Source organism: Sphingomonas sp. HT-1, assembly GCF_048568905.1.
GTDB lineage: Bacteria > Pseudomonadota > Alphaproteobacteria > Sphingomonadales > Sphingomonadaceae > Sphingomonas.
Window position 1 is genome coordinate 1,769,126 of record NZ_CP183770.1, and the last position, 23,219, is coordinate 1,792,344.

The window sequence follows — 23,219 nt, forward strand, 5'->3', positions numbered from 1 at the left end:
GGAGGGGAGCGCATAAAGAGGGGCCGGGTAGAGGCTTTTACCCCTCCATTGCCTCGAGTTCCTTGCCCTTGGTTTCCTTGATGAACTTCAGGACGAGGAAGAAGCTGACCGCCGCGCAGACGGCGTAGAAGGTGTAGCTGGCGGCCAGGCCGAGCTTGGAAGCCATCACCGGGAAGCTCTGCGCGATCAGATAATTGGCGAACCACTGCGCGAAGCCGCACACGGCCAGCGCCGAGCCGCGGATCTGGTTCGGGAACATCTCGCCGAGCATCACCCACATCACTGGGCCCCAGCTGACGTTGAAGAAGATCACGTAGAGATTGGCGGCGATCACCGCGAGCTTGCCAAGATCGGGCGAGAGCACCAGCTTGCCCGCCGGATCCAGCGTGCCCTGGCCGAAGGCATAGACCAGAACGAACAGCGTGACGGCCATGCCCGCCGAACCGATCAGCAGCAGCGGCTTGCGGCCGATCTTGTCGACCAGTCCGATAGTGACGAGGCACGCCGCGATCGAGACCGCGCCCGAGACGATGTTGATCAGCAGCGAATCCGCTTCGGTGAAGCCGGCCAGCTGCCACAGCGTCGAGCCGTAATAGAAGATCACGTTGATGCCGACGAGCTGCTGGAACACCGCGATCACGAGGCCGGCCCACAGGATCGGACGGATGCCGCCGGTGCGCGGATCGATCAGGTCGCGGAAGCTCGGGCGGTGATCGACGGTGAAGCTGGCGCGAATCTCTTCCAGCTTGGTGCGGGCGGTGGCCGGGCCGAACAGGTCGGTCAGCACCTTGCTCGCCTGGTCCATATGGCCCTTGGCGACCAGGTAGCGCGGGCTTTCTGGAATGAAGAACAGCGCTACCAGGAACACGGCGGCGGGAATCGCCTGCATCAGGTACATCCAGCGCCATGCTTCCAGGCCGGCCCAAAAGATGTTGGTCGAGGCACCGGCGGCGGCCGCAAGATAATAGTTGACCACGAACGCGGCGGTGAGGCCGGAGATGATCATGATCTGCTGCACCGTCGTCATCCGGCCGCGAATGTTCGCGGGGGCGACTTCGGAGATATAGGCGGGCGACAGCACCGAAGCGGCGCCGACCGCGATCCCGCCGGCGATCCGGGCGACGACGAAGACGCCGTGAAGATGCGCGAAGCCCTGGGCCAGCGCACCGATCAGGAAGATGAAGGCCGCGATCCGCATCACGTTGCGACGACCGATCGCGTCCGCCAGCGTACCGGCGAAGAACGCGCCGATGAAGCAACCGATCAGCAGCGAGCCGACCGTGAAGCCCAAGCCGGCTTCGTCCAGCTGGAACGCGGCCTGCAGGCCCGGCTGCGTGCCGTTTACGGCACCGCTGTCATATCCGAAAAGCAATCCGCCGATCGTGGCAACGGCCACGATGGCGCCGATCAGGCCGATATTGGCCCGCTCCGCCGTCTGGTTCATCCAATCCCTCTCCTCGTCACCCCGGAAATGTGAGGCGATTTGTTAGCGGTAACGCTGGCCTGTGCAACCAGGAAAAGCAAGCCTGCTCGTCCCGATGCGCAACTTTCTGCCAGCCAACCGCTATCGCCGGGGTGGCGGGGCGCAGGATTCGCGCACGATCAGCTGATGCGCAAGCACTTGTTCGGCATGATCGGTGCGGATGTCGGCGCGCAGCTCTTCCAACAGCATCGTCAGCGCCGCCTCGGCCATCGCCGCGATCGGTTGGCGTACGGTGGTCAGTTCGGGCCACATCGTGGTGGCGAGCGCGGTATCGTCGAATCCGACCACGCTCAGATCCTGCGGCACGTGGAGGCCACGGCGATGCGCCACACCCACAGCGGCGGCGGCCATATCGTCGTTGCTCGCGAAGATCGCCGTCGGCGGATGGGCCAGGTCGAGCAGCCGCTCGCTCGCCACGATGCCCGATCGGAAGGTGAAATACCCCTGCTCCACCGGCATCGCCGCTAGATCCAGCCCCGCTTCCTCGATCGCCGCGCAAAAGCCGCGATAGCGCTCTGCGCTGGAGGTCTGGTTCGGATTGCCGCGAATGAAGCCGATGCGGCGATGGCCCATGTCGAGCAGATGCCGAGTCATCGCGCAAGCCGCCGCGAAATCGTCGATGCGCACGTTCAGGCTGCCCTCGGGCGGCAGGCCCATCGCCACCGAAACCCAGGGGATACCCGCCGCTTCCAGCTCGTCGCGCACTGCGCCGGCTTCCGACAGCGGCGGCGGCAGGATCACGCCCTGCACATGGGTTTGTACGAAGCCGCGCGTCGCTTCCGCCTGCTCCTCCGGCCGTTCGCCCTCGCAGGCTTCCAGCACCAGGTGGCAGCCCGCACGCCGGGCAGCGGCCAGGGCGCCGATCAGGAACTGCGAAAGATAGGCAGCGGAAGGATTGGAATAGAGCAGCCCGATCTGCGTCGCTTCCCCTGCGGCCAGGCTGCGCGCGGCGCTGTTCGGAGAGTAATTGAGCTTGGCGATCGCGGCCAGCACCGCTTCGCGAGTCGCCTCGCGCACGTTGGTGCCGCCGTTGACGACGCGCGACACGGTCATGGCGGATACGCCCGCTTCGCGCGCTACGTCCTGCACGGTGATGCTTCCCCGGCTGCGCCGGCTAGGTTTGGTCATCCCCCCTCCTGCACAAACGCATAAGTTCGCGCTACCACGATTGCAATCGTTCGCGAACGACCGCGCGCCCGGTTGACCGGTGTCGCAGCCGCACTTTATAGCTGATAGCGCTACCATCATGGCAACAGGCGACGGAAACATCGTCGCCGGCCTTCAGGGAGAGGAACATGCGCTCACTTCGTCGCTTCGCCGCGATCGCCATCGCCGCGAGCGCCCTGACGCCCTTCGTCGCGTCACAGCCCGCCTCCGCGCAGACCCAGGCCGCCCGGGCCGAAAAGCCGCTCTACAAGGATGCCAGCCAGCCGACCGAGGCGCGGGTGAACGACCTGCTCGCCCGCATGACGCTGGAGGAAAAGGTTCAGCAGCTCGTGGCCTTGTGGCTGAACAAGGGATCGATCCAGGACACCAAGGGCGAGTTCGATGCGGCCAAGGCCAGCGCGAATTTCCCCAACGGCCTGGGCATGATCTCGCGCCCCTATGACCGTCGCGGCGTGACGGCCAGCGAATCGACCGCAGCCGGCGCCAATGCGGGCGACGTCAATCGCAGCCCGGAAGAAACCGCGCGCTACGTCTATGCGGCACAGAAATGGGCGGTGGAGAAAACCCGCCTCGGCATCCCGATGCTCATGCACGAGGAAGCGCTGCACGGCCTGGTCGCGCCGGGCGCCACCAGCTTCCCGCAGTCGATCGGCCTCGCCAGCAGCTTCAACCCCAAGCTGGTCGAACAGATCTTCTCCATGGCGGCGAAGGAAGCGCGCGCGCGCGGGGCAAATCTGGTGCTGGCGCCGGTGGTGGACGTCGCCCGCGATCCGCGCTGGGGCCGGATCGAAGAGACCTATGGCGAGGATCCGTACCTTGTCACCCAGATGGGGCTGGCGGCAATCCGCGGCTTTCAGGGCAGCACGCTGCCGCTCAAGTCCGATAAGGTGTTCATCACCCTCAAGCACATGACCGGCCATGGCCAGCCGGAGAACGGCACCAACATCGGTCCCGCCTCGCTTGGCGAGCGCACCCTGCGCGAGAATTTCTTCCCGCCGTTCGAAGCGGCGGTGAAGACGCTGCCGGTGATGTCGGTGATGGCCAGCTATAACGAAATCGACGGCATACCCAGCCATGCCAACAAATGGCTGCTGACCGACGTGCTGCGCGGCGAATGGGGTTTCCAGGGCGCGGTCGTCAGCGATTACTTCGCCATTCGCGAATTGATGACTCGCCACCACATGTACAAGGATCCGAAGGACGCCGCGCTCCGCGCGATCGACGCGGGAGTCGATGTCGAGACGCCGGATGGCGAAGCCTATGCCAACCTCGTCGCGCTGGTGAAGGAAGGGCGGCTGAGCCAGGGCGCGATCGACAATGCCGTCCGCCGCGTACTCCGCATGAAATTCGAAGGCGGGCTGTTCGAGAACCCCTATCCCGAAGTCAAGCTCGCCGCCGCCCGCACCAACACGCCGGAAGCCGTCGCGCTCGCCCGTCAGGCGGCGCGCGAATCGATCGTGCTGCTCAAGAACGCGCAGGGCCTGCTGCCGCTGGACGCCAAGGGCATCAAGCGCATGGCGGTGATCGGAACCCACGCCAAGGATACGCCGATCGGCGGCTATTCGGACGTGCCGAACCACGTCGTCAGCGTGCTCGAAGGCATGCAGAACGAAGCCAAGGGCAAGTTTGCCGTCGATTTCGCCGAAGGCGTGCGCATCACCGATCACCGCGTCTGGTCGAAGGACGAAGTGAAACTGGTGCCGGATTCGGTGAACGATCAGCTGCGTGCGCAGGCGCTCGAAACCGCCAAGAACGCCGATGTCGTCGTGCTCGTGCTCGGTGGCAATGAAGCGATCAGCCGGGAAGCCTGGGCCGACGAGCATCTGGGCGATAGCGAGACGCTTGATCTGCCGGGGCCGCAGGATCAGCTCGCCAAGGAGCTTTTCGCGCTGGGCAAGCCGGTGGTCGTCATCCTGCTCAACGGCCGCCCCTATGCGGTCAATCATCTGGCCGAAAAGGCACCGGCGCTGATCGAGGGCTGGTATCTGGGCGAGCAGACCGGCACCGCGCTCGCCGATGTCGTGTTCGGCCGCTACAATCCCGGCGGCAAGCTGCCCGTGTCGATTGCCCGCAACGTCGGCCAGCTGCCGATCTACTACAACAAGAAGCCGAGCGCGCGGCGCGGCTATCTGTTCGGCGACACCACGCCGCTCTACCCGTTCGGCTATGGTCTCAGCTACACGACCTTCGACATCTCGGCGCCACGCCTGGGTGCGCCGGTGATTGGCATCGCTGACAAGGCCATGGTCGAAGTGGACGTGACCAACACCGGAAAGGTCGCCGGCGACGAAGTCGTGCAGCTCTACGTTCGCGACGATCTCGCATCGGTCACCCGGCCGCTGCTGGAACTCAAGCGGTTCGAACGCGTGACCCTGAAGCCCGGCGAGCGCCGCACGGTGCGCTTCGAACTCACGCCCGACGATCTCGCTCTGTGGAACAGCGAGATGAAGCGTGTGGTGGAACCCGGCACCTTCACCCTTTCGGCCGGCCCAAACTCGGCGACGCTGAAGAGCGCCACGCTCACCGTTCGATGACATGGCGGGGGCGGCACCGGCCGCCCCCGCGCCTTACCGGCAAGTAGGGTGTCAAACGAACTGCGGCATTCCCGGCAGCAGCTTGTCGAGCGTGATCGGATACTCGCGCACCCGCACGCCGCACGCGTTGTAGATGGCGTTCGCCACCGCCGCGCCAACCCCGCAAATCCCGAGCTCGCCCACGCCCTTTGCCTTCATCGGCGAGCTTGTGGGGTCGGTTTCGTCCAGGAAGATCACGTCCTGGTGCGGGATATCGGCGTGCACCGGCACTTCATATCCGGCCAGATCGTGATTGACGAAGAAGCCGAAGCGCTTGTCGACCGCCAGCTCCTCCATCAGCGCCGCGCCCGCCCCCATCGTCATCGCGCCGATGACCTGGCTGCGCGCCGATTTCGGGTTCAGGATGCGGCCCGCCGCGCACACCGCCAGCATCCGGCGGATGCGCACTTCGGCCGTTGCTGCATCCACGCCGACTTCCACGAAGTGCGCGCCGAAGGTGGATTGCTGCTGCTTCTTGGCGAGATCGCCATATTCCATCACGTCTTCGGCAACGAGTTCGCCGCCTTTCGCCGCATCGGCCAGCGCCACGCTCCGGTTGCCAGCGCGCACCTTGCCGTCTTCGAACACCGCATCGGTGGCATTGAAGCCCAATGCGGCGGCAACCTTGTCGCGCAGCGCCGCGCAGGCGGCATAGACGCCGGCGGTAGAGCTGTTTGCCCCCCATTGCCCGCCCGAACCGGCAGACACGGGAAAGCTGGAATCACCCAACCGCACGTCCACGGCATCCAGGGGCAGACCCAGCATCTCCGCGGCGGTTTGCGCGATGATGGTATAAGTGCCGGTACCGATATCGGTCATGTCGGTTTCGACCGTAAGCCGGCCCTTGGCATCGAGCCGCACCCGCGCGGCGGATCGCATGTTCAGGTTGTTGCGGAATGCAGCTGCCATGCCCATGCCGATCATCCAGCGGCCGTCGCGCAGCTTGCCGGGCAAGCGACTGCGCCGGGCCCAGCCGAACTTATCCGCGCCGATCTGCATGCACTCCACCAGCTTGCGCTGCGAGAAGGGCCGCTCCGGCTTTTCGGGATCCACCTGCGTATCGTTCAGCGCGCGGAAAGCGATCGGGTCCATCCCCAGCTTTTCCGCCATCTCATCCATGGCGATTTCCAGCGCCATCATGCCCGGCGCCTCGCCCGGCGCGCGCATCGCATTGCCTTCCGGCAAATCCAACACCGCCAGTCGCATCGACGTCAGCCGGTTCTCGCCGGCATAGAGCAGCCGAGTCTGCGCAACCGCTGTTTCGGGCCCGCCGCCGGGCAGGTCGCCCGATCCGCTTTCGTGCGCGATCGCGTTGATCCGCCCGTCCTTGCCGGCACCGATGCGGATGCGCTGGATGGTCGCCGGCCGATGCGTGGTGTTGTTGGCGATCAGCGGACGCTGCAGCGCCACCTTCACCGGCCGCTTCGCCGCGCGCGCGCCCAGCGCCGCCAGCACCGCATCGGCCCGGACGAACAGCTTGCCGCCGAAACCGCCGCCGATGAACGGCGAGATCAGCCGCACCTTTTCCTTCGGGATGCCAAGGGTGCGGGCGACATCGCCCTTGCCCCAGTTGATCATCTGGTTCGACGTCCACAGCGTCAACGAGTCGCCGTCCCAAGCCGCGGTGGAGGCATGCGGCTCCATCATCGCATGGCTGTGATCGGGGGTGCTGTAGGTCGCATCCAGCTGCACCGCCGCAGCGGTGAACGCACCTTCGAAATTGCCGGTCCGGTCGACGGGAGGCGCCGCGCTCCCCTCGCCGCTGCTATCGCCCTTCAGCGGCGCGACCTTCAACTGCTCCGCCAGGTCGTAGCGCCCTTTGTCGCGTGCATAGCTGACACGGATCAGCGACGCGGCGGCGCGCGCTTGCTCGAACGTCTCGGCGACCACCAGCGCGATCGCCTGGTGGTAATGCTCGACTGCCGGGCCGCCGAGCAGATTGGCGGTGTTGAAATTGCCCTTGGTGAGCTTGCCCGCATTCTCGGCGGTAACGATCGCCAGCACGCCCGGCGCAGCTTCGGCATCGGCCAGGTTCATGCTGGTGATCCGGCCCTTGGCGATGGCGGAACCAAGGACGTAACCATAAGCTGCGTTCTGCACCGCGTCGTGCCGTTCATAGGCATAGGGTGCCCGGCCGGTCGTCTTCAACGGGCCGTCGATCCGGTCGGTCGGCTTGCCGACCACCTTCAACCGATCGATTGGATTGGTCGTGGCGGGGGTATCGAACTTCATGGCTCAGCCCCTTGCTTCGCTCAGCACCGCAGCGAGCGTGCGCTCGGCCAGCGGCAGTTTGAACGCATTGTCCTGCGTCGGCGTGGCACCGGCCAGCGCGATCTTCATCGCGGCAGGGGCGCCTTTCGGCAGCGCCGCCTCGGCGGCTTCGACGCGCCACGGCTTGTGCGCCATACCGCCCAGCGCGAAGCGACCGGTGCCGTCCTTCTGCACTACCGCCGCGACGGAAACGAGCGCGAAGGCATAGGAAGCGCGGTCGCGCACCTTGTGGTAGAAATGCTTGCCGCCCAAAGGCTTGGGCAGCGTCACCGCGGTGATCAGCTCGCCTGCCTGCAGCGTGTTGTCCAGGTGCGGCGCATCGCCCGGCAGCCGATGGAACTGCGCGATCGGAATGGCGCGCGTGGTGCCGTCGGGCCTCACGGTTTCCACCTGGGCGTCGAGCAGCCGCATCGCGATCGCCATATCGCCGGGATAAGTGGCGATGCAGGCCTCGCTGGTGCCGATCACCGCCAGTTGGCGACTGAATCCGCCAATGGCCGCACAGCCGCTACCGGGCTTGCGCTTGTTGCACGCCTGGTTCGTGTCGTAGAAATAGGGGCAGCGGGTGCGCTGGAGCAGGTTGCCCGCCGTCGTGGCCTTGTTGCGCAACTGGCCGGAAGCACCCGCGACGATTGCGCGGCTCAGCACCGCATAATCGCGCCGGACGCGCTTGTCGGCGGCAAGGTCGGTGTTGCGCACCAGCGCGCCGATGCGCAGTCCGCCCGCCGGCGTCGCCTCGATCTTGTCGAGCGCGAGCTTGTTGACGTCGATAAGATGCGTCGGCGCCTCGATCTCCAGCTTCATCAGATCGAGCAGGTTGGTGCCACCCGCGATGAACTTCGCGCCCGGCGTCCTGGCGGCCTGCGCCGCAGCATCGGCCGCGCTGCTCGCCCGGCTATAGGTGAACGCCTTCATGCCTGCCTCCGCCCTGCGACTTCGCGGATCGCCTCGACGATGTTGGAATAGGCGCCGCAGCGACAGATATTGCCGCTCATGCGCTCGCGTATCTCGGCCTCGCTCAGCGGTGGCGCGGCGGTGAGGTCAGCGGTGACATGGCTGGGCGATCCCGCGCGGATCTCTTCCAGCACCGCCACCGCCGAGCAGATCTGGCCAGGCGTGCAGTAGCCGCACTGATAGCCGTCATGCTTCACGAACGCGGCCTGCATCGGGTGGAGCTTCTCCGGCGTACCGAGCCCCTCGATCGTGGTCACGCTGTCGCGCTCGTGCATCACCGCAAGGCTGAGACAGGAATTGATGCGACGACCGTTCACGATCACCGTGCACGCGCCGCACTGCCCGTGATCGCAGCCCTTTTTTGTGCCGGTAAGGTGCAGATGCTCACGCAGCGCATCCAGCAACGTGGTGCGGGGATCGAGACTTAGTTCCTTGTCGCTGCCGTTCACGGTCAGGCGTACCGGAGTGACGGGCGGCGCCGCGGAAGGTCCCTGCTGTCGTTCGCTTGCGCCGGCGGGAAGGGCATGCGTCGCGGCGCACGCGGCGCCCGTGATCAACATGCCTCGCCGCGACATGCCGATTGCGGCCACATCGTCCATTGCTGTCCCCTTCTCGCTTCCATCATGCGAAACCAATGCGGTTTTACAGGCGCGGTTCCATCCGCGCCGTCCAGCGACCTCGAATACATGCGATACTATGGGGTCAGGCGGGGAAAGAAAAGCGAACCAAGGATCAGGATCCATATCCTCCGCCGGCAAGCCGAGGGAGTTCAGCGTTCAAGCAAACGCGTCAGAAAGCGGACATGATAGCGCCGCCCCCGGGCGCGATGCCGGGGAGCGGCACGCTGCCTGCGTCAGGCGCTGCTGCAAAGGCCCACAAGGGTGGAATCGCCACATTTCACGATCGGAACGTACCAAGGAATATCGATCTCGGTGCCACGTCCGTCGCCAGTATAGCCCTCACCGGTATCGATGCCAAACGCCTTCTGGCATGAAAAGTCGCAATCGCGTTCGCGGCCGGGGAACGCTTCGTAACAACTGAAGATGCAGTTTTCGAAACCGACCCAGTCTATCTCGACCGCGCCAGCTGGTGTCGCTGAACACAGCCAGGTGATTGCTGCAACTGTCCCGGTTAAAGCCCCAATCCGTCGCATCAACGATCTCCTCTACAGCGGAAATCAAAACGCGCCACGAATATTGATTCGAGTCAATACTGACCCGGATACTGGAAACACATCGTAACAGGCAATCTACGTCAACCTCTGTAGGTTCACTTGCGTGATCAATCTTGCCGGTCCGACAGATCCATGAAGTTCCGGGCGGCTTCGCGCTCAGCTTCGTCTTCGAACGTCGCGTCCAGATCCGGCGCGCTGCCGAACATGAACAGCAAGGCCCAGAGCGCAAATCGATGCCCGGGATTGGTTTCCAGGCCGAGATCGACCTTCATCCGCTCGATACCGGCGGCAAGCGCCGGCGGGGTGATGGCACCAAGATCGGGCGTACCGAAATAGCGGAGGAGCTGGTCGTCCAGTTGCATCGCCATCGCCTATCGCCGGCAGCCCTTACCGGCAAGACTACGGAACTTTCCCAAGCGACGCGGGGGCGCCCACGCGCCATGCGATCAGCGCATGTGGACCTATCACCCCGATCTGCTCGCCACGCCGGTGCCGCGCTACACCAGCTACCCCACCGCCGCGGAGTTCAACGACGCCATCGGCCCGCAGGATATGGCCACCGCGCTGGATCGGGTCGCGCCCGAGGCCGAGTTGTCGCTCTACCTCCATATCCCCTTCTGCCACGAGATCTGCTGGTATTGCGGCTGCAATACCGGCGCCGCCAACCGCACCGCCCGGCTCGATGCCTATCTGGCGCGGCTGTCGGATGAAATCGAACTGGTAGCCCGCCGGCTGGACGGGCGTGGCAAGGTGGGGCGAATCGCGTTCGGCGGCGGCAGCCCCAACGCGATCGCGGCGGAAGCGTTCGCGCGGCTTGTCGCCCAGGCGAAGTCGGCGTTCGGGGCCGACGCGCCCGTGCTGTCGGTGGAAATCGATCCGCGCGGCTTCGATGCCGATTGGGCGGCCGCCATCGGGGCCGCCGGAGTCTCGCGGGCAAGTCTGGGGGTGCAGACCTTCGATCCGGCCATCCAGGCGGCGATCGGGCGTATACAGCCCCGGGAAGACATTGCCGCCGCCGTCCGCCTGTTGCGCGGGGCCGGAGTCGCATCGATCAACTTCGATCTGATGTACGGGCTCCCCGGCCTATCCACGGACCTGCTGGAAGCGTCGCTGGACCAAAGCATCGCCCTTGGCGCCGATCGGATGGCGGTGTTCGGCTATGCCCATGTGCCCCACCTGATCCCGCGTCAGCGGCGGATCGATGCGGCCGCGCTCCCGGATGCGCGCCAGCGGTTCGAACAGGCGGCACTCGCCCATGCCCGGCTCGTCGGCGCGGGATATGCGCCGGTGGGATTCGATCATTTCGCCGTGCCGGGCGACGCGCTGGCGATCGCCGCGCGCGAAGCGAGGCTCCGCCGCAACTTTCAAGGCTTTACCGAGGATGAATCGGACATTCTGATCGGCCTGGGCGCCAGCGCGATCAGCCAGTTCCCCGACAGGCTCTTGCAGAACGAGAAGAATGCCGGCCGCTGGCACATGGCCGTCGCCGCCGGCCGGTTCGCTGCCGCGCGCGGGCTCCGCCGGTCGATCGACGACCAATGGCGCGCCGCCGCGATCGAGGAACTGCTGTGCCAGGGCCGCGCCGATCTGGCGGCAATTCACGATCGCGGCGCGATTGCCGCCCGGCTCGCGCCGTTCGCGGCCTTGAAGCTGGTCCGCTGGGAGGGCAGCGTGCTGATGCTCGCGCCCGATGCCCTGCCCTATGCCCGGGTGATCGCAAGCGCGCTCGATGCCTATCGCGGGCCGGCGCCGGTGCGGTTCAGCAGCGCGGTGTAAGCCGCCGAACCGCGCCACCTGCGGTCATTACGGATCGGCGGTGGTATAGCTTCGGTTCATCGCAGCTTCTATAAGACGGGAGTGTCCCTGCCGCGTGCAGGGATTTTTCGTTCGCGAAAGATTGCTCCCCGATGTCGCCTCCCGTCTTTTTCGACCCCACCGGCATCCGCAAGCGCTGGGCGATCCGAAGCGTCGTCATGCTCCTTCTCGGGATTTTGCTGACGGCGGTGATCTTCGCGGCGACGATCGTGAACGTCCCCCCGGCGCAGGATCTGCCGGTGCGCTGGGAAAACGCCAAGCCCGCCGAATTGCGTTCGCTGAGCGCCCGCGGCGAGCCGCGGCGGCGCAGCTGGCTTCCCGGCGGCACCTCCAAGCGGCCGGGCGCGCCGCTGACCATCGGCTTCTATGTGCCCTGGGATCAGGCAAGCGCGGATTCGCTCCGTCGCAACATCGGCGATCTGGATTGGGTGGTGCCCGCGCTGATCTCGGTCACCGGCGCCGATCACAAGATGCAGGTGACCGACGATCCACGGCTGACGACCATCCTCGCCGGCGCACGCCGGCCCGCCCGCGTGCTGCCGATGGTGCAGAACGTCTCCGATGACGGCTGGGACGGCGCCGGTGCCGCGCGGCTGATGGCCAGCCCCGCCGCGCGCGCCAAACTGGCCCGGGATCTGGCGGGCGAGGTGAAGGCGCGGCAGCAGGCCGGGCTGGTGCTGGATTTCGAAAGCCTGCCTGCCGAAGCGCTGCCCGGTTATCTCCAGCTGCTTGCCGAAATCAACGCAGCGATGCCGAAGGACAAGCTGTTGGCCGTCACCGTGCCGGCGGGCGATGCGAGCTGGAAGCTCAAGCGCTTCGCGGCGGTCGCCGATCGCGTGATCCTGATGAACTATGACGAGCATTGGCAGGGCGGCACCGCCGGGCCCATCGCGCCGCAGCCCTGGTTCGTCGATCAGCTGCGCAGCGCCGTGGCACAGGTGGGTACGGACAAGCTGATCGTCGCGCTCGCCAGCTATGCCTATGATTGGCACGGCACCCAGGTGGATGCGCTGAGCATCGAAGAGGCCTGGTCCGCCGCACATGACAGCGACGCCCGCGTCACATTCGACAAGAGCAGCGGCAACAGCGCCTTCGCCTACACCGAAGATGGCGAGCATCACGAAATCTGGATGGTCGACGCCGCGGCCAGCTGGAACCAGCTGCAGGCCGTGCGCGCCGCCGGCATCGGCAGCGTCGCGCTGTGGCGGCTCGGCACCGAGGATGCCGGCATCTGGACGGCGCTGCTCGCCTATCGCCATGGCGGCGTGCCCGATCTGAGCCGCATCGTGCCGGCAACCGAGGTCGACGTGGAAGGATCGGGCGAGATCCTGCGCATCACCGCCACGCCCACGGTGGGACAGCGCGCGATCAGCTTCGATGCCGCCCACATCATCCGCGACGTAACCTATCCCGTGCTCCCCACGCCCTATGTGGTGGTGCGCACCGGCGCCCAGGCGAAACAGGTGGCGCTGACGTTCGACGACGGGCCCGATCCCACCTACACGCCCCGCATCCTGGATGTGCTTAAGCAAGCGCAGGTGCCCGCCGCCTTCTTCATCGTCGGCGAGAATGCGTTGCAGCACCCGCTGCTGCTCCGCCGGCTGGTGGCGGAGGGGCATGAACTGGGCAACCACACCTATACCCACCCCAATCTCGCCACCACCTCGGCTGCCAGCACCGCGCTGGAACTGAACGCTACGCAGCGGCTGGTACAGGCCTATACCGGCCGGGGCATGCGGCTGTTCCGCGCGCCCTATTTCGGCGACGCCGAGCCGACCACCGCCGACGAACTCGATCCTGCGCTGGTCGCGCAGAAGCAGGGCTATACCGTCGTCGGCCTGCATGCCGATCCGGACGACTGGAAGCGCCCCGGCGTGGACGAGATCGTCAACCGGGCGGTGAGCGACGTCGAAGGCGCGCGGCCGGACTATTCCGCGAACATCATCCTGCTGCACGACGGCGGCGGCAATCGCGAGCAGACGGTGGAAGCCCTGCCCCGCATCATCGCCGAGCTGCGCGCACGGGGCTATACGTTCGTACCGGTGTCGAAGCTAGCCGGGCTGTCCTACGATGCGGTGATGCCCCCCATTGGCGGCAGCGATCTGCTGGCGGTGCGCGCGGACGTCGCGATCTTCGTTGTATTGGCGGCGATCGCCTCGGGTCTGCGCTGGATGTTCTTCATTGCGATCGCGCTGGGCATCGCCCGCGCGGTGATCCTCGCCGCACTCGCGCTGCGCCAGCGCAGCCGCGAAAACGGCACGCCGCCGGCCTATACGCCGAGCGTCTCGGTAATCATCCCCGCCTATAACGAGGAACGGGTGATCGAGGCCTCGGTGCGGCGCGTTCTGGCCAGCGACTATCCCGCGATCGAATTGATCGTCGCCGATGACGGTTCGAAGGACCGCACCAGCGCCATCGTCGCCGCAGCCTTCGGCGACGATCCGCGCGTCACCCTGCTCACCCTGCAGAACGGCGGCAAGGCGGCCGCGCTCAACCGCGCGCTGCAGGAAGCCAAGGGCGACGTGATCATCGCGCTTGACGCCGATACCCATTTCGAGCCGGAGACCATCGGCCGGCTCGCGCGCTGGTTCGTCGATCCGCAGCTCGGCGCCGTCGCGGGCAGCGCCCAGGTCGGCAACCGCATCAACCTGGTCACTCGCTGGCAGGCGGTGGAATATATCACCGCGCAGAATCTGGAGCGGCGCGCGCTCGCCGGGTTCAACGCCATCACGGTCGTGCCCGGCGCGGTCGGCGCCTGGCGCCGGGCGGCGCTCGACGCGGTCGGCGGCTATCCCGAAGACACGCTGGCGGAGGATCAGGATCTCACCATCGCGATCCAACGCGCCGGCTGGCGTGTCACCTATGATCCCGATGCGGTCGCCTGGACCGAAGCGCCGGAAAGCTTCCGCGCGCTGGCCAAGCAGCGCTATCGCTGGGCGTTCGGCACCTTGCAGTGCCTGTGGAAGCATCGCGGCCTCTATCGCGACAGCAAGGCACGCGGGCTTGCCTGGATCGGGCTGCCCCAGGCCTGGATCTTCCAGATCGTGTTCGCCGCCATCTCGCCGCTGATCGATATCGCGCTGGTCGCCGCGGTGTTCGCAACGGCGGTGCGCATCGCCCAGCATGGCTGGGAACAGACGCGCGGGGATGTCGGCGCCATGGGCCTCTACTGGATCGCCTTCACTGCTATCGATGTCGGGTGCGGATGGGTCGCCTATCGCCTCAACAGCCGGCGCATCCGCTATCCGGCGTTGCTGCTGGTGGCGCAGCGCTTCGTCTATCGCCAGCTGATGTATTGGGTCGTGCTCCGCGCAATCGGCTCTGCGGTGGGCGGCTGGTGGGTCGGCTGGGGCAAGCTGGAGCGCAGCGGGCGCGTCGGCACGGCTCGCGCGGCAGCCTGATCGCGCCGCTCAGGCCCAAGCAAACCGCACGATTGACGCAAGGGTGCAAGGTGCTTCTCCGAAGTGCCGGTACGCAGGGCCTCCATGCCCGTGAAGCGGCAAGGATGATGCAAAGGTTTGCAGCCGAATCTTGATGCAAGTTTAGAAAAATCCTTGTCTTTCCACACTATGACAGCTTGCGTGGTTTGGCGCGGACGCATAGCCATAGTCGCTGTGAAAGACGAAATGATCGATGTAATCGACCGCGCGTCGCAGTTTTTGAAAGCGCTGTCCGGCCGCAGCCGCCTGCTTTTGCTATGCCATATGCTTGATGGCGAGAAATCAGTAGGCGAACTCGCACGGCTGACCGGCGCCCGCGACACCGCTGTCTCCCAGCAACTGGCGCTCTTGCGCCGGGAAGGCATGGTCTCTGCCCGCCGGGCCGGCCAGATGATCTTCTATTCGCTTGCCAGCCCGGAGGCCCGACGCATGCTGGAGGCGATGTACGGCCTATTCTGCGCGACGGAAGGCGACGCGGCCGGCGACGGACCGTCCTTCATCGGACGGCAGGCGGTAAAGGTTTAACGGCTAAGGGGCGGCCGGCCCGCCCCCAATCGCGCCGCAAACGCCGCGGCTATCGCCGCCCGCGTTCGACGATCGCGCGCACGGCAGGAAGGATCAGCTCCATCGGTCGGTTTGCCCGCAACCGGTGCCAGCCGAACAGATCCCCCACCGATCGCCGCGACTGCTCGCGCACCACCGCCGCCGTCGCGTCGGACGCATCGCTGGTCCGCCCGGCGACGCGCGCAAGCCGATCGCCTTCCGGCGCTTCCAGCCAGATCCCGGTAAACGGCACTCGCGCCTGCTGCGCCAGCGCTTCGGCCACCTCGCGTTCGCTACGGTTCAGGAACACCGCGTCCAGGATCACCGTCGTGCCGCAGGCTAGATGATCGTCGGCCGATTCGAACATCGCCTCATAGGTGTCGGCATTGCTTCGCGCGGTGTAGAGCCGCGCCGGCAGCCGCGTTTCCGGCGGAAGCCCGTTCACCCGCTTGCGGAACACGTCCGAACGGAGCACCCGCGCGCCGGGCCGCCTGCCCAGATGCCCACCCAGCAGGCGCGCGAGGCTGGATTTGCCCGTGCCGGAAAGCCCGCCGATCACGATGAGCTGCGGCGCGCTGGGGGTCAGCATCCGATCGGCCGCCTCCGGATCTTCGGTGTGCAGGGCCAGCATCAGCGGCAGCAATCCCCAGCCCGCTGCGCCCTGCGGCGATACGTCCAGATAGCGGTTGGCGACGATGTTGGCTTCCACATGCCGGCCCTCGGCGCACCAAGCCGCCAGCGGCTGCGCGAGATCGAACAGGATATCCGCCGGCCGCTCGTCGCCGAAGGTGCGGATCCGGCCGGCGCGGGCGCGCCGCTCCAGATCGGCGCCCTGCAGCGCGATCATGCTGCGCTGGGCGCTGGTCCGCGCCAGTTCCAGCAGTCGCTGGCGGAACGCGGCGCCCGCCGCCGCCACCGGAGCCCGGGCATGCGCCTGCGCCAGCGTCTCGGCATGCGCGAACAGGGCAGGCACATCGAGGCTGATCGGCGGGACGTCGCCACCGCCGCTGGATCCTTCCTGTGTTGGGGCCGCTGCGGCCATGGACCTGCTCCCTGGAGTGCCGGCCGCCGGCCGTTGCTGCACCCCTTGTATAATCGCCGAATATGAACGGGAGCGTACCGATCTCAGGTGCGCGCCCGTGCCTTCATCAGCTGTCGGGCAATCGCGTCGTGCAGCGGCTTGGGACGAAACCGGGCGTCGTAGGGCGCCACCCGAGTCATCGAACCGTCGCGGCGCGGCTTGAAGCCGTTCAGCCAGCTATACTTGTCACACATGCCCCAGGCGAGCACATCCCGTAGTTGCGGATAGCCAAGCATGATGTCCAGATAAATACCGGCATAGTCGGCCACGATGCGGTCGCGCGTCGCAAAGTCGCCGGGTAGTTGCTGATCGGCAACATCGAACTCGGTAATCACCAGATCATAGCCCATCGCGGTCACGGTATCGAGAAAGGCGCGCCAGGGCTTTTCCTGCCGCGCCGACATCTCGCCGGGCGTGCCGTCGCCCTTGGGCTCGATATGCGATTGCACGCCCAGCGCATCCACCGGCACGTCGCGCTTGCGAAATCCTTCAAGCAGGCGGAGCACGCCGGCGCGATGCTTCTCGTTGCCGGGCTCCCAGCTCATATAGTCGTTATACACCAGCTGGGCGTGCGGCGCGGCGGCGCGCGCCGTGCGGAACGCATGGTCGAGCATCGGCACGGTACCGCCGAACGCGCGGGACAGGCTGGTGTCGCGCAGGTCGCCGGTCTTCTCGTCGACCGTCTCGTTCACCACGTCATAGCTGCCGATCCGCCTGCCATAGCGCCCGCAGACCGTGCGGACATGCGTATCGAGCACCCGTTCGGCCTCGCGCAGCGGCGCCGCGCCGAAATCATGGTTGTTCAGCCAGCGCGGGAAATATTCGGATTTGTGCCACAGCAGCGTGTGCCCCCGCATCGCCATGCGGTGCGCTTCCGCCCAGTCGAGCATCGCATCGAACCGGCTGAAATCGAAGCCGTCGGCGCTCGGGCGGATCGCCTGCCATTTCATCTGGTTTTCCGCCACCAGGATCCCGCAATCGCGCTGGAGCAGGGCCGCATAGGCGGGGTTGGCGAAGCTGCCCGCATCGGCGCCGGGCGGGCTCCAGGCAAAGGCCGATCCGAACCGCAGCCCCCGCTGCCCGGCGATCGTATTGAGGCCGGGAATCGCGCGCGCCGCATGCGCCTGGATCGGCAGCGTCGCGGCCATCGCCCCGGCACCGCCCAGAACCTCGCGCCGCGTTGCCTTGCTCTTGGTCATCGCCCTCTCCTGCTGTCGCGCGCCGCTGCCGGCGCCGCTTCCTTGGTAGCGGTACCATGTTCGGGCTGCTACAGCCTTGTCAACGGCGGCAAAGAATCGCGCGTCAGGAGAGTGAAGCCGTGTGGCGTTTTCTACGATCGATACTCGCAATCTCGTTGGCAATGGCGTTCGCCCAGCAGGGGCATGCCGAAACCGGCTATGATCTCTGGCTGCGCTATGCGCCGCTCGCATCGGCCGAATCGCAGCGCGTGTCGCCGCACCTCCGCTATGTGGTCGCCGACGCGACCCGCCCGACCCTGGCCGTGGCGCAGGAGGAGCTCGATCGCGGTCTTGCCGGAATGCTCGGCACGGCGCCGCGCCATGCCTCCCGGGTGGAGGGCAATGGCGGCATCGTGCTGGCGACGGTGGGGTCGCCGCTGCTGGCCGGGCTGAACCTGCCGCTGGCAGACCTCGGCCGCGAAGGCTTCTTGATCCGATCGGTGACGATCGGCGGCGCGCGGGTGATCCTGATCGCCGCGAACAGCGATGTCGGCGTTCTCTACGGCAGCTTCCGCCTGCTCAAGCTGCTCCAGCTGCGCGCGCCGATCGACGCGCTGGACGTGCGCGATGCCCCGAAGCTGAAGCTGCGGGCGCTGGATCATTGGGACAATCTCGATCGCTCGGTCGAGCGCGGCTATTCGGGCCAGTCGCTCTGGGATTGGCAGAAGCTGCCCGGCTATACGGACCCGCGCTACACTGATTATGCCCGCGCCAATGCCTCGATCGGCATCAACGCAGTGGTGCCCAACAACGTCAACGCCAATGCCGATATCCTCACGGCGCCCTATCTGCAGAAGGTAAAGGCGCTTGCCGCGGTGTTCCGCCCTTATGGCATTCGCGTCTATCTCACCGCGCGTTTCTCCGCGCCGATCGAAATCGGCGGGCTGAAGACGGCGGATCCGCTCGATCCCGCCGTGCGCGCCTGGTGGAAAGCCAAGGCGGACGAGATCTACGCCGTCATCCCCGATTTCGGCGGCTTCCTGGTCAAGGCCAATTCGGAAGGGCAGCCGGGTCCGTCGGATTACAAGCGCAACCATGCCGATGGCGCCAACATGCTCGCCGATGCGCTGGCGCCGCATGGCGGCGTCGTGATGTGGCGGGCCTTTGTCTATTCGGAGCATAACGACGCCGATCGCCACAAGCAGGCGAACGACGAGTTCGAGCCGCTGGACGGCAAGTTCCGCGAAAACGTGCTGCTCCAGGTGAAGAACGGCGCCATCGACTTCCAGCCGCGCGAGCCCTTCCATCCGCTGTTCGGCGCGATGCCGAAGACGCCGTTGATGCTGGAAGTGCAGATCACCAAGGAATATCTCGGCTTCGCGACCCACCTCGCCTATCTGGGCACGATGTGGGAAGAGGTGCTGGAGAGCGACACCTTCCGGCCGCGCAAGGGCAGCACCGTCGCCAAGCTGCTGGAAACGCCGGTCAATCCCCAGGCACTTACCGGGATGGCCGGCGTCGCCAACATCGGCACCGACATCAACTGGAGCGGATCGCAGTTCGATCAGGCGAACTGGTATGCCTATGGCCGCTTCGCCTGGGATCCAAACGCCCAGGCAGAAGACATTGCCCGCGACTGGGCCCGGCTCACCTGGAGCCCCGATCCCACCGTGGTCGATCCCATCGTTTCGATGATGATGGAATCGCGTGAGGCAGTGGTGAACTATATGACGCCGCTGGGCCTCGGCCACCTGATGGCGACCGGGCATCATTACGGCCCCGCCCCTTGGGTGTCCGATCTCGCGCGGCCCGAATGGAATCCTGCCTATTATCACCGTGCCGATGCGAACGGCATCGGCTTCGATCGCACGCCCAGCGGCACCAACGCGCTCGGCCAATATGCGCCCGAAGTCGCCAAACGCTGGGGCGACCTGAAGACCGTGCCGGACAGCCTGCTGCTCTGGTTCCACCATGTGCCCTGGGATCACCGGATGCGCTCGGGCGAAACGCTGTGGAACAGCCTCGTCGCGCACTATGATGCCGGCATCGCATCGGTCGAGGCCATGCAACGCCGCTGGGCCGCGCTGGAAGGCAAGATCGACGCACGACGCTGGGCGGAGGTGCGCGATTTCCTCGCCATCCAGCGCGAGGAAGCGCAGTGGTGGCGCGACGCCTCGATCGCCTATTTCCAGTCCATCGCGAAGCGGCCGCTGCCCGCGGGGCATCTGGCTCCGCCGCACCCGCTTGGCTATTATCAGGCGATCCGGACGCCGCACGCGCCCGGGAACGGCAAATAGGTCGACAGGGGAGCAGGATGCGGATGGAAAAGACGTGGCTGCTCGCTGCCTTGGTGGCGGCGAGCCCGGCATGTGCGCAGCAGCAGCAGCCGGTTATCGATGTCAATCAACTCGGCTTCGAACCCAGCGACGTGAAGCTCGCCGTGCTGCGCGGCGCGGGCGCCGAGCCCATGAAGTGGCAGTTGCTGGACGCGAATGGCAACGCTGTCGGAACGGGCGAGACCATGGTGTACGGGCCCGATGCAAGTTCGGGTGCGGTGGTCCAGCGGATCGACTTTTCAGGGTTCCGGCGTGCGGGTAGCGGGTACCGTCTGTCGGTTGCCGGCGTGACCAGCGATCGCTTCACCATCGCGGAGAATGTCTACCGGCCGCTGGTGCGCGACGCGGCGAACTTCTTCTACCAGCAGCGCGCCGGTTTGCCGATCGACGCACGCTTCGCCGGCGCCGCCTGGGCGCGCCCAGCGGGCCACGCCTCCGAAGTGGCGGCCTGCTTTTCCGGCGCCGACGAGCGCGGCACGCGCTGGCCCGGTTGCAACTATCGGCTAGACGTAACCGGCGGCTGGTACGACGCCGGCGATCATGGGAAATATGTCGTCAACGGCGGCATCGCGCTGTGGACGCTGCTGAACGCCTATGAACGCCGCCCGGCCGCCTTCCCGGACGGGGCGCTGCGTATCCCCGAATCGGGCAACGGCGTCAGCGATCTGCTCGATGAAGCACGCTGGGAGATGGAGTTTCTGCTCCGCATGCAGATCGCCGACGGCGTGCGCGCCAGCGTGCCAACCGGGCCGCTCGGCCGATCGCAGCTCCCACCCTTTGTGGAAATCGATGCCGGCGGAATGGCGCACCAGAAGGTCGCCGATCGCACCTGGACCAAGCTGCCGATGCCGCCGCAGAACGATCCCGAGGAGCGGCTGCTCTATCCGCCCACGACCGGCGCGACCCTCAACCTCGCGGCCACGGCGGCGCAGTGCGCGCGGCTGTGGCGCGGGATCGACGATGCGTTCGCGGCCCGCTGCCTCGCCGCCGCGCGGCGCGCTTGGGCGGCAGCGCAGCGCAACCCGCAGGTGTTTGCCACCAGCAGCTTCACCGGCAGCGGCGGCTATGGCGATTCCAGCCTGAGCGACGAATTCTACTGGGCCGCCGCCGAACTCTACGCCACCACCGGCGAAGCACCGTTCCACCAGGCCGTGGCGGCCTCGCCCCATTTCGGCGAGACGGTGCGGGCACCCGGCTGGAACGCCACCGCGCCGCTGGGCACGATCACGCTTGCCACGGTGAAGACCGGGCTCACCGCCGCCGAGCTGCAGCGCGTCCGCCAGGCGGTCATCGCCGGTGCGGATCGCATCCTCGCCCAACGTCGCGAGAATGGCTACGCCCTTGCCTACCGCGCCGTCGGCTATCCCTGGGGATCGAACGGCGATCTCCTCAACCACGCGATGCTGCTCGGCGTTGCCGGCGATCTGACCGGCGACGGCAAATATCGGCCAGGTCTGGTTTCCGCGATGGATTATGTGCTCGGGCGCAATCCGCTCGGCCAATCCTATGTTAGCGGCTATGGCACGCGACCGCTGCGCAACCCGCATCACCGCTTCTGGGCGCATGTGCTGGATTCCAAACTGCCGGGGCCGCCACCCGGCGTGCTCTCCGGTGGTCCGAACGATACGGCGATGAGCGATCCGGTGGCGGCGAAGCTGAAGGGGAAATGCGCACCCCAGACCTGCTGGGCCGACGAGATCGGCGCCTATGCCCTGAACGAGGTGGCGATCAACTGGAACGCGCCGCTGTTCTGGGTGGCCGCCTGGCTGGAGGACTGACGCGCAAATAGCGTCCTGACATTTGCGGGTTCAACGTTAAGGAAGGCGGCGGAAGCGGGGGCGCTGCCGAGGAAGACGATGGACCATCACCGCAATGCCCGCCGGATGCGCGCGATCGTACGCCGGCACGGGCCGACGGCGCCGATGTGGCGGCGGCGCATCGCCTTTCTGGGTGGGGCCATCGTCATCGGGCTGGTGGCGCTTGCCTTCGCCATCGCCGCGGATTGGGCCGCGGGGCAGTTCGCTTCGATCACGGCGCGCGCCTGGTGGCTGCCGGTTCTGCTCACCCCTGCCGGCTTCGCGCTCTTCGCCTGGGCGACCCGGCGCTTCGCCCCCGATGCGATAGGCTCGGGCATCCCGCAGGTCATGGCCGCCACCCGAAATCCCGAAGCGGCGATGGCCAGCCTCACCGCCGCGCGCACGGTGCTGCTCAAGCTGGCGCTGACGGTGGGCGCGGTGCTGGTGGGCGCTTCCACCGGGCGGGAAGGCCCGACAGTGCAGGTCGCCGCTTCGATCATGGGCTATGCCCATCGCTTCGCCCGCGTGCGGCTCCGCGCCTCGGCCTATATCGCGGGGGGCGCGGCGGGCGTCGCGGCGGCGTTCAACACGCCGCTGGCCGGGGTTGCCTTCGCGATCGAGGAACTTGCTGCCGCCTATGAGCAGCGCATGGCCGTGCTGGTGATGGCAGCGGTGCTGATCGCGGGCATGACCAGCCTCGGCATCGCGGGCGACTATGTATATTTCGGCGCGATGCGCAGCACGCTACCGCTGGCCCAGGCGATCCTCGCTGCGCCGGTGGCGGGCGTGGTTGGCGGTCTTGCCGGCGCGCTATTCGCCCGGGCCATGCTGGCGGCGGGCGGATCGGGATGGCGCCCGCTGGTCGCCATGCGCCGCCACACGCTGGCATACGCCGCCGGCTGCGGACTGGTGGTGGCGCTGATCGGCGTCGCGAGCGGCCTCACCTGGGGAACGGGCTATGACGCAGCGCGAACCGCGATCACCGGCGGAGCGATCCCCTGGTGGTACGCCCCCGCCAAGTTCGTCGCGACTCTCGCAACCGCAGTCGCCGGCATCCCGGGCGGCATCTTCGCGCCTTCGCTTTCGGTCGGCGCCGGCGTCGGCGATCTGATCCGCCCGCTGTTCCCCACTGCCCCGGGAGGCACCATCGTGCTGCTGGGCATGGTCGCCTATTTCACCGGCGTGGTCCGCGCCCCGCTCACCGCCGTCATCATCATCGCCGAGACGACGGCCAGCCGCGGGCTGATGCTGCCCCTGCTGGCCGCCGCGCTGATCGCAGATTTCACTGCCCAGCGCGTCTCCAGGGAACGGCTTTATCACGGCCTTTCGCAGCGCTTCGGCACTACGCAGGTGCAGCATGAATCGGACGATCGGGGGAACGGATCGGGCGTGCGCGCGTAACGATCCA

Annotated in this window: 16 protein-coding genes; 7 read left to right on the forward strand and 9 right to left on the reverse strand. The window is 66.8% G+C overall.

Annotated elements, in window-relative coordinates; genetic code table 11:
• Positions 1-37: 37 nt before the first annotated feature.
• The gene (locus ACNFJ7_RS08060; protein WP_019370394.1) at positions 38-1,444 is read right to left on the reverse strand and encodes a sugar porter family MFS transporter; all 1,407 of its coding nucleotides are present in this window, start codon (positions 1,442-1,444) and stop codon (positions 38-40) included.
• Between the two features lie 120 nt (positions 1,445-1,564).
• Positions 1,565-2,611 carry a LacI family DNA-binding transcriptional regulator gene (locus tag ACNFJ7_RS08065; RefSeq protein ID WP_019370395.1) on the reverse strand — a complete coding sequence of 349 codons (1,047 nt, stop codon included), beginning with the start codon at positions 2,609-2,611 and terminating at the stop codon, positions 1,565-1,567.
• A 167-nt stretch (positions 2,612-2,778) separates the two neighbouring features.
• Between ACNFJ7_RS08065 and ACNFJ7_RS08070 the strand changes: the two genes are divergently transcribed.
• Positions 2,779-5,184, forward strand: coding sequence for a glycoside hydrolase family 3 N-terminal domain-containing protein (locus tag ACNFJ7_RS08070; RefSeq protein WP_019370396.1), 2,406 nt, complete (start codon positions 2,779-2,781; stop codon positions 5,182-5,184).
• A gap of 51 nt (positions 5,185-5,235) precedes the next feature.
• On the opposite strand, the gene paoC is transcribed toward ACNFJ7_RS08070, so the two are convergent.
• The 5 genes from paoC to ACNFJ7_RS08095 form a co-directional block, all read right to left on the reverse strand.
• Positions 5,236-7,455, reverse strand: a complete 2,220-nt coding sequence (gene paoC / locus ACNFJ7_RS08075; protein ID WP_019371201.1) for an aldehyde oxidoreductase molybdenum-binding subunit PaoC — start codon at positions 7,453-7,455, stop codon at positions 5,236-5,238.
• Between the two features lie 3 nt (positions 7,456-7,458).
• Positions 7,459-8,409 (reverse strand): FAD binding domain-containing protein, encoded by a 951-nt coding sequence (locus ACNFJ7_RS08080; RefSeq protein ID WP_019371200.1) that lies wholly within the window; start codon positions 8,407-8,409, stop codon positions 7,459-7,461.
• Positions 8,406-9,047: an aldehyde dehydrogenase iron-sulfur subunit PaoA gene (gene paoA, locus ACNFJ7_RS08085; RefSeq protein WP_019371199.1), complete on the reverse strand. Its 642-nt coding sequence runs from the start codon at positions 9,045-9,047 to the stop codon at positions 8,406-8,408. Before paoA ends, ACNFJ7_RS08080 begins: the two co-directional genes overlap by 4 nt.
• Positions 9,048-9,301: 254 nt before the next feature.
• Complete coding sequence (locus ACNFJ7_RS08090; protein ID WP_152997949.1) at positions 9,302-9,601, reverse strand: hypothetical protein; 300 nt, start codon at positions 9,599-9,601, stop codon at positions 9,302-9,304.
• A gap of 128 nt (positions 9,602-9,729) precedes the next feature.
• A complete protein-coding gene (locus tag ACNFJ7_RS08095) occupies positions 9,730-9,984 on the reverse strand; it encodes a hypothetical protein (protein WP_026009414.1) in 255 nt (84 codons plus the stop codon).
• A 91-nt stretch (positions 9,985-10,075) separates the two neighbouring features.
• On the opposite strand from ACNFJ7_RS08095, the gene hemN reads away from it, so the two are divergent.
• The 3 genes from hemN (at position 10,076) to ACNFJ7_RS08110 (ending at position 15,402) form a co-directional block, all read left to right on the forward strand.
• Positions 10,076-11,398 carry an oxygen-independent coproporphyrinogen III oxidase gene (hemN, locus tag ACNFJ7_RS08100; protein WP_019371197.1) on the forward strand — a complete coding sequence of 441 codons (1,323 nt, stop codon included), beginning with the start codon at positions 10,076-10,078 and terminating at the stop codon, positions 11,396-11,398.
• A 131-nt stretch (positions 11,399-11,529) separates the two neighbouring features.
• Complete coding sequence (locus tag ACNFJ7_RS08105) at positions 11,530-14,838, forward strand: glycosyltransferase (protein ID WP_019371196.1); 3,309 nt, start codon at positions 11,530-11,532, stop codon at positions 14,836-14,838.
• Between the two features lie 213 nt (positions 14,839-15,051).
• Positions 15,052-15,402: a helix-turn-helix domain-containing protein gene (locus tag ACNFJ7_RS08110; RefSeq protein ID WP_019371195.1), complete on the forward strand. Its 351-nt coding sequence runs from the start codon at positions 15,052-15,054 to the stop codon at positions 15,400-15,402.
• Positions 15,403-15,451: 49 nt separating this feature from the next.
• Here ACNFJ7_RS08110 and ACNFJ7_RS08115 read toward each other — a convergent pair whose 3' ends face one another.
• Both ACNFJ7_RS08115 and ACNFJ7_RS08120 read right to left on the reverse strand, forming a co-directional pair.
• Positions 15,452-16,462, reverse strand: coding sequence for an AAA family ATPase (locus tag ACNFJ7_RS08115; protein ID WP_019371194.1), 1,011 nt, complete (start codon positions 16,460-16,462; stop codon positions 15,452-15,454).
• A gap of 83 nt (positions 16,463-16,545) precedes the next feature.
• The gene (locus ACNFJ7_RS08120; protein WP_026009413.1) at positions 16,546-17,700 is read right to left on the reverse strand and encodes an endo-1,4-beta-xylanase; all 1,155 of its coding nucleotides are present in this window, start codon (positions 17,698-17,700) and stop codon (positions 16,546-16,548) included.
• Positions 17,701-17,861: 161 nt separating this feature from the next.
• Here ACNFJ7_RS08120 and ACNFJ7_RS08125 point away from each other — a divergent pair, with 161 nt between their 5' ends.
• From ACNFJ7_RS08125 to ACNFJ7_RS08135, 3 genes are all read left to right on the forward strand, one after another.
• Positions 17,862-19,976: an alpha-glucuronidase family glycosyl hydrolase gene (locus ACNFJ7_RS08125; protein WP_019371192.1), complete on the forward strand. Its 2,115-nt coding sequence runs from the start codon at positions 17,862-17,864 to the stop codon at positions 19,974-19,976.
• Between the two features lie 23 nt (positions 19,977-19,999).
• Positions 20,000-21,793: a glycoside hydrolase family 9 protein gene (locus ACNFJ7_RS08130; protein ID WP_019371191.1), complete on the forward strand. Its 1,794-nt coding sequence runs from the start codon at positions 20,000-20,002 to the stop codon at positions 21,791-21,793.
• A 78-nt stretch (positions 21,794-21,871) separates the two neighbouring features.
• Positions 21,872-23,212, forward strand: coding sequence for a chloride channel protein (locus ACNFJ7_RS08135; RefSeq protein WP_019371190.1), 1,341 nt, complete (start codon positions 21,872-21,874; stop codon positions 23,210-23,212).
• Positions 23,213-23,219: the final 7 nt, after the last annotated feature.

What these genes read in the sequence shown, in the direction of transcription:
- ACNFJ7_RS08060 (WP_019370394.1), bottom strand. Translation starts at nt 1,444, where the DNA reads ATGAACCAGACGGCGGAGCGGGCCAATATCGGCCTGATCGGCGCCATC.
- ACNFJ7_RS08065 (WP_019370395.1), bottom strand. Translation starts at nt 2,611, where the DNA reads ATGACCAAACCTAGCCGGCGCAGCCGGGGAAGCATCACCGTGCAGGAC.
- ACNFJ7_RS08070 (WP_019370396.1), top strand. Translation starts at nt 2,779, where the DNA reads ATGCGCTCACTTCGTCGCTTCGCCGCGATCGCCATCGCCGCGAGCGCC.
- paoC (WP_019371201.1), bottom strand. Translation starts at nt 7,455, where the DNA reads ATGAAGTTCGATACCCCCGCCACGACCAATCCAATCGATCGGTTGAAG.
- ACNFJ7_RS08080 (WP_019371200.1), bottom strand. Translation starts at nt 8,409, where the DNA reads ATGAAGGCGTTCACCTATAGCCGGGCGAGCAGCGCGGCCGATGCTGCG.
- paoA (WP_019371199.1), bottom strand. Translation starts at nt 9,047, where the DNA reads ATGGACGATGTGGCCGCAATCGGCATGTCGCGGCGAGGCATGTTGATC.
- ACNFJ7_RS08090 (WP_152997949.1), bottom strand. Translation starts at nt 9,601, where the DNA reads ATGCGACGGATTGGGGCTTTAACCGGGACAGTTGCAGCAATCACCTGG.
- ACNFJ7_RS08095 (WP_026009414.1), bottom strand. Translation starts at nt 9,984, where the DNA reads ATGCAACTGGACGACCAGCTCCTCCGCTATTTCGGTACGCCCGATCTT.
- hemN (WP_019371197.1), top strand. Translation starts at nt 10,076, where the DNA reads ATGTGGACCTATCACCCCGATCTGCTCGCCACGCCGGTGCCGCGCTAC.
- ACNFJ7_RS08105 (WP_019371196.1), top strand. Translation starts at nt 11,530, where the DNA reads ATGTCGCCTCCCGTCTTTTTCGACCCCACCGGCATCCGCAAGCGCTGG.
- ACNFJ7_RS08115 (WP_019371194.1), bottom strand. Translation starts at nt 16,462, where the DNA reads ATGGCCGCAGCGGCCCCAACACAGGAAGGATCCAGCGGCGGTGGCGAC.
- ACNFJ7_RS08120 (WP_026009413.1), bottom strand. Translation starts at nt 17,700, where the DNA reads ATGACCAAGAGCAAGGCAACGCGGCGCGAGGTTCTGGGCGGTGCCGGG.
- ACNFJ7_RS08125 (WP_019371192.1), top strand. Translation starts at nt 17,862, where the DNA reads ATGGCGTTCGCCCAGCAGGGGCATGCCGAAACCGGCTATGATCTCTGG.
- ACNFJ7_RS08130 (WP_019371191.1), top strand. Translation starts at nt 20,000, where the DNA reads ATGGAAAAGACGTGGCTGCTCGCTGCCTTGGTGGCGGCGAGCCCGGCA.
- ACNFJ7_RS08135 (WP_019371190.1), top strand. Translation starts at nt 21,872, where the DNA reads ATGGACCATCACCGCAATGCCCGCCGGATGCGCGCGATCGTACGCCGG.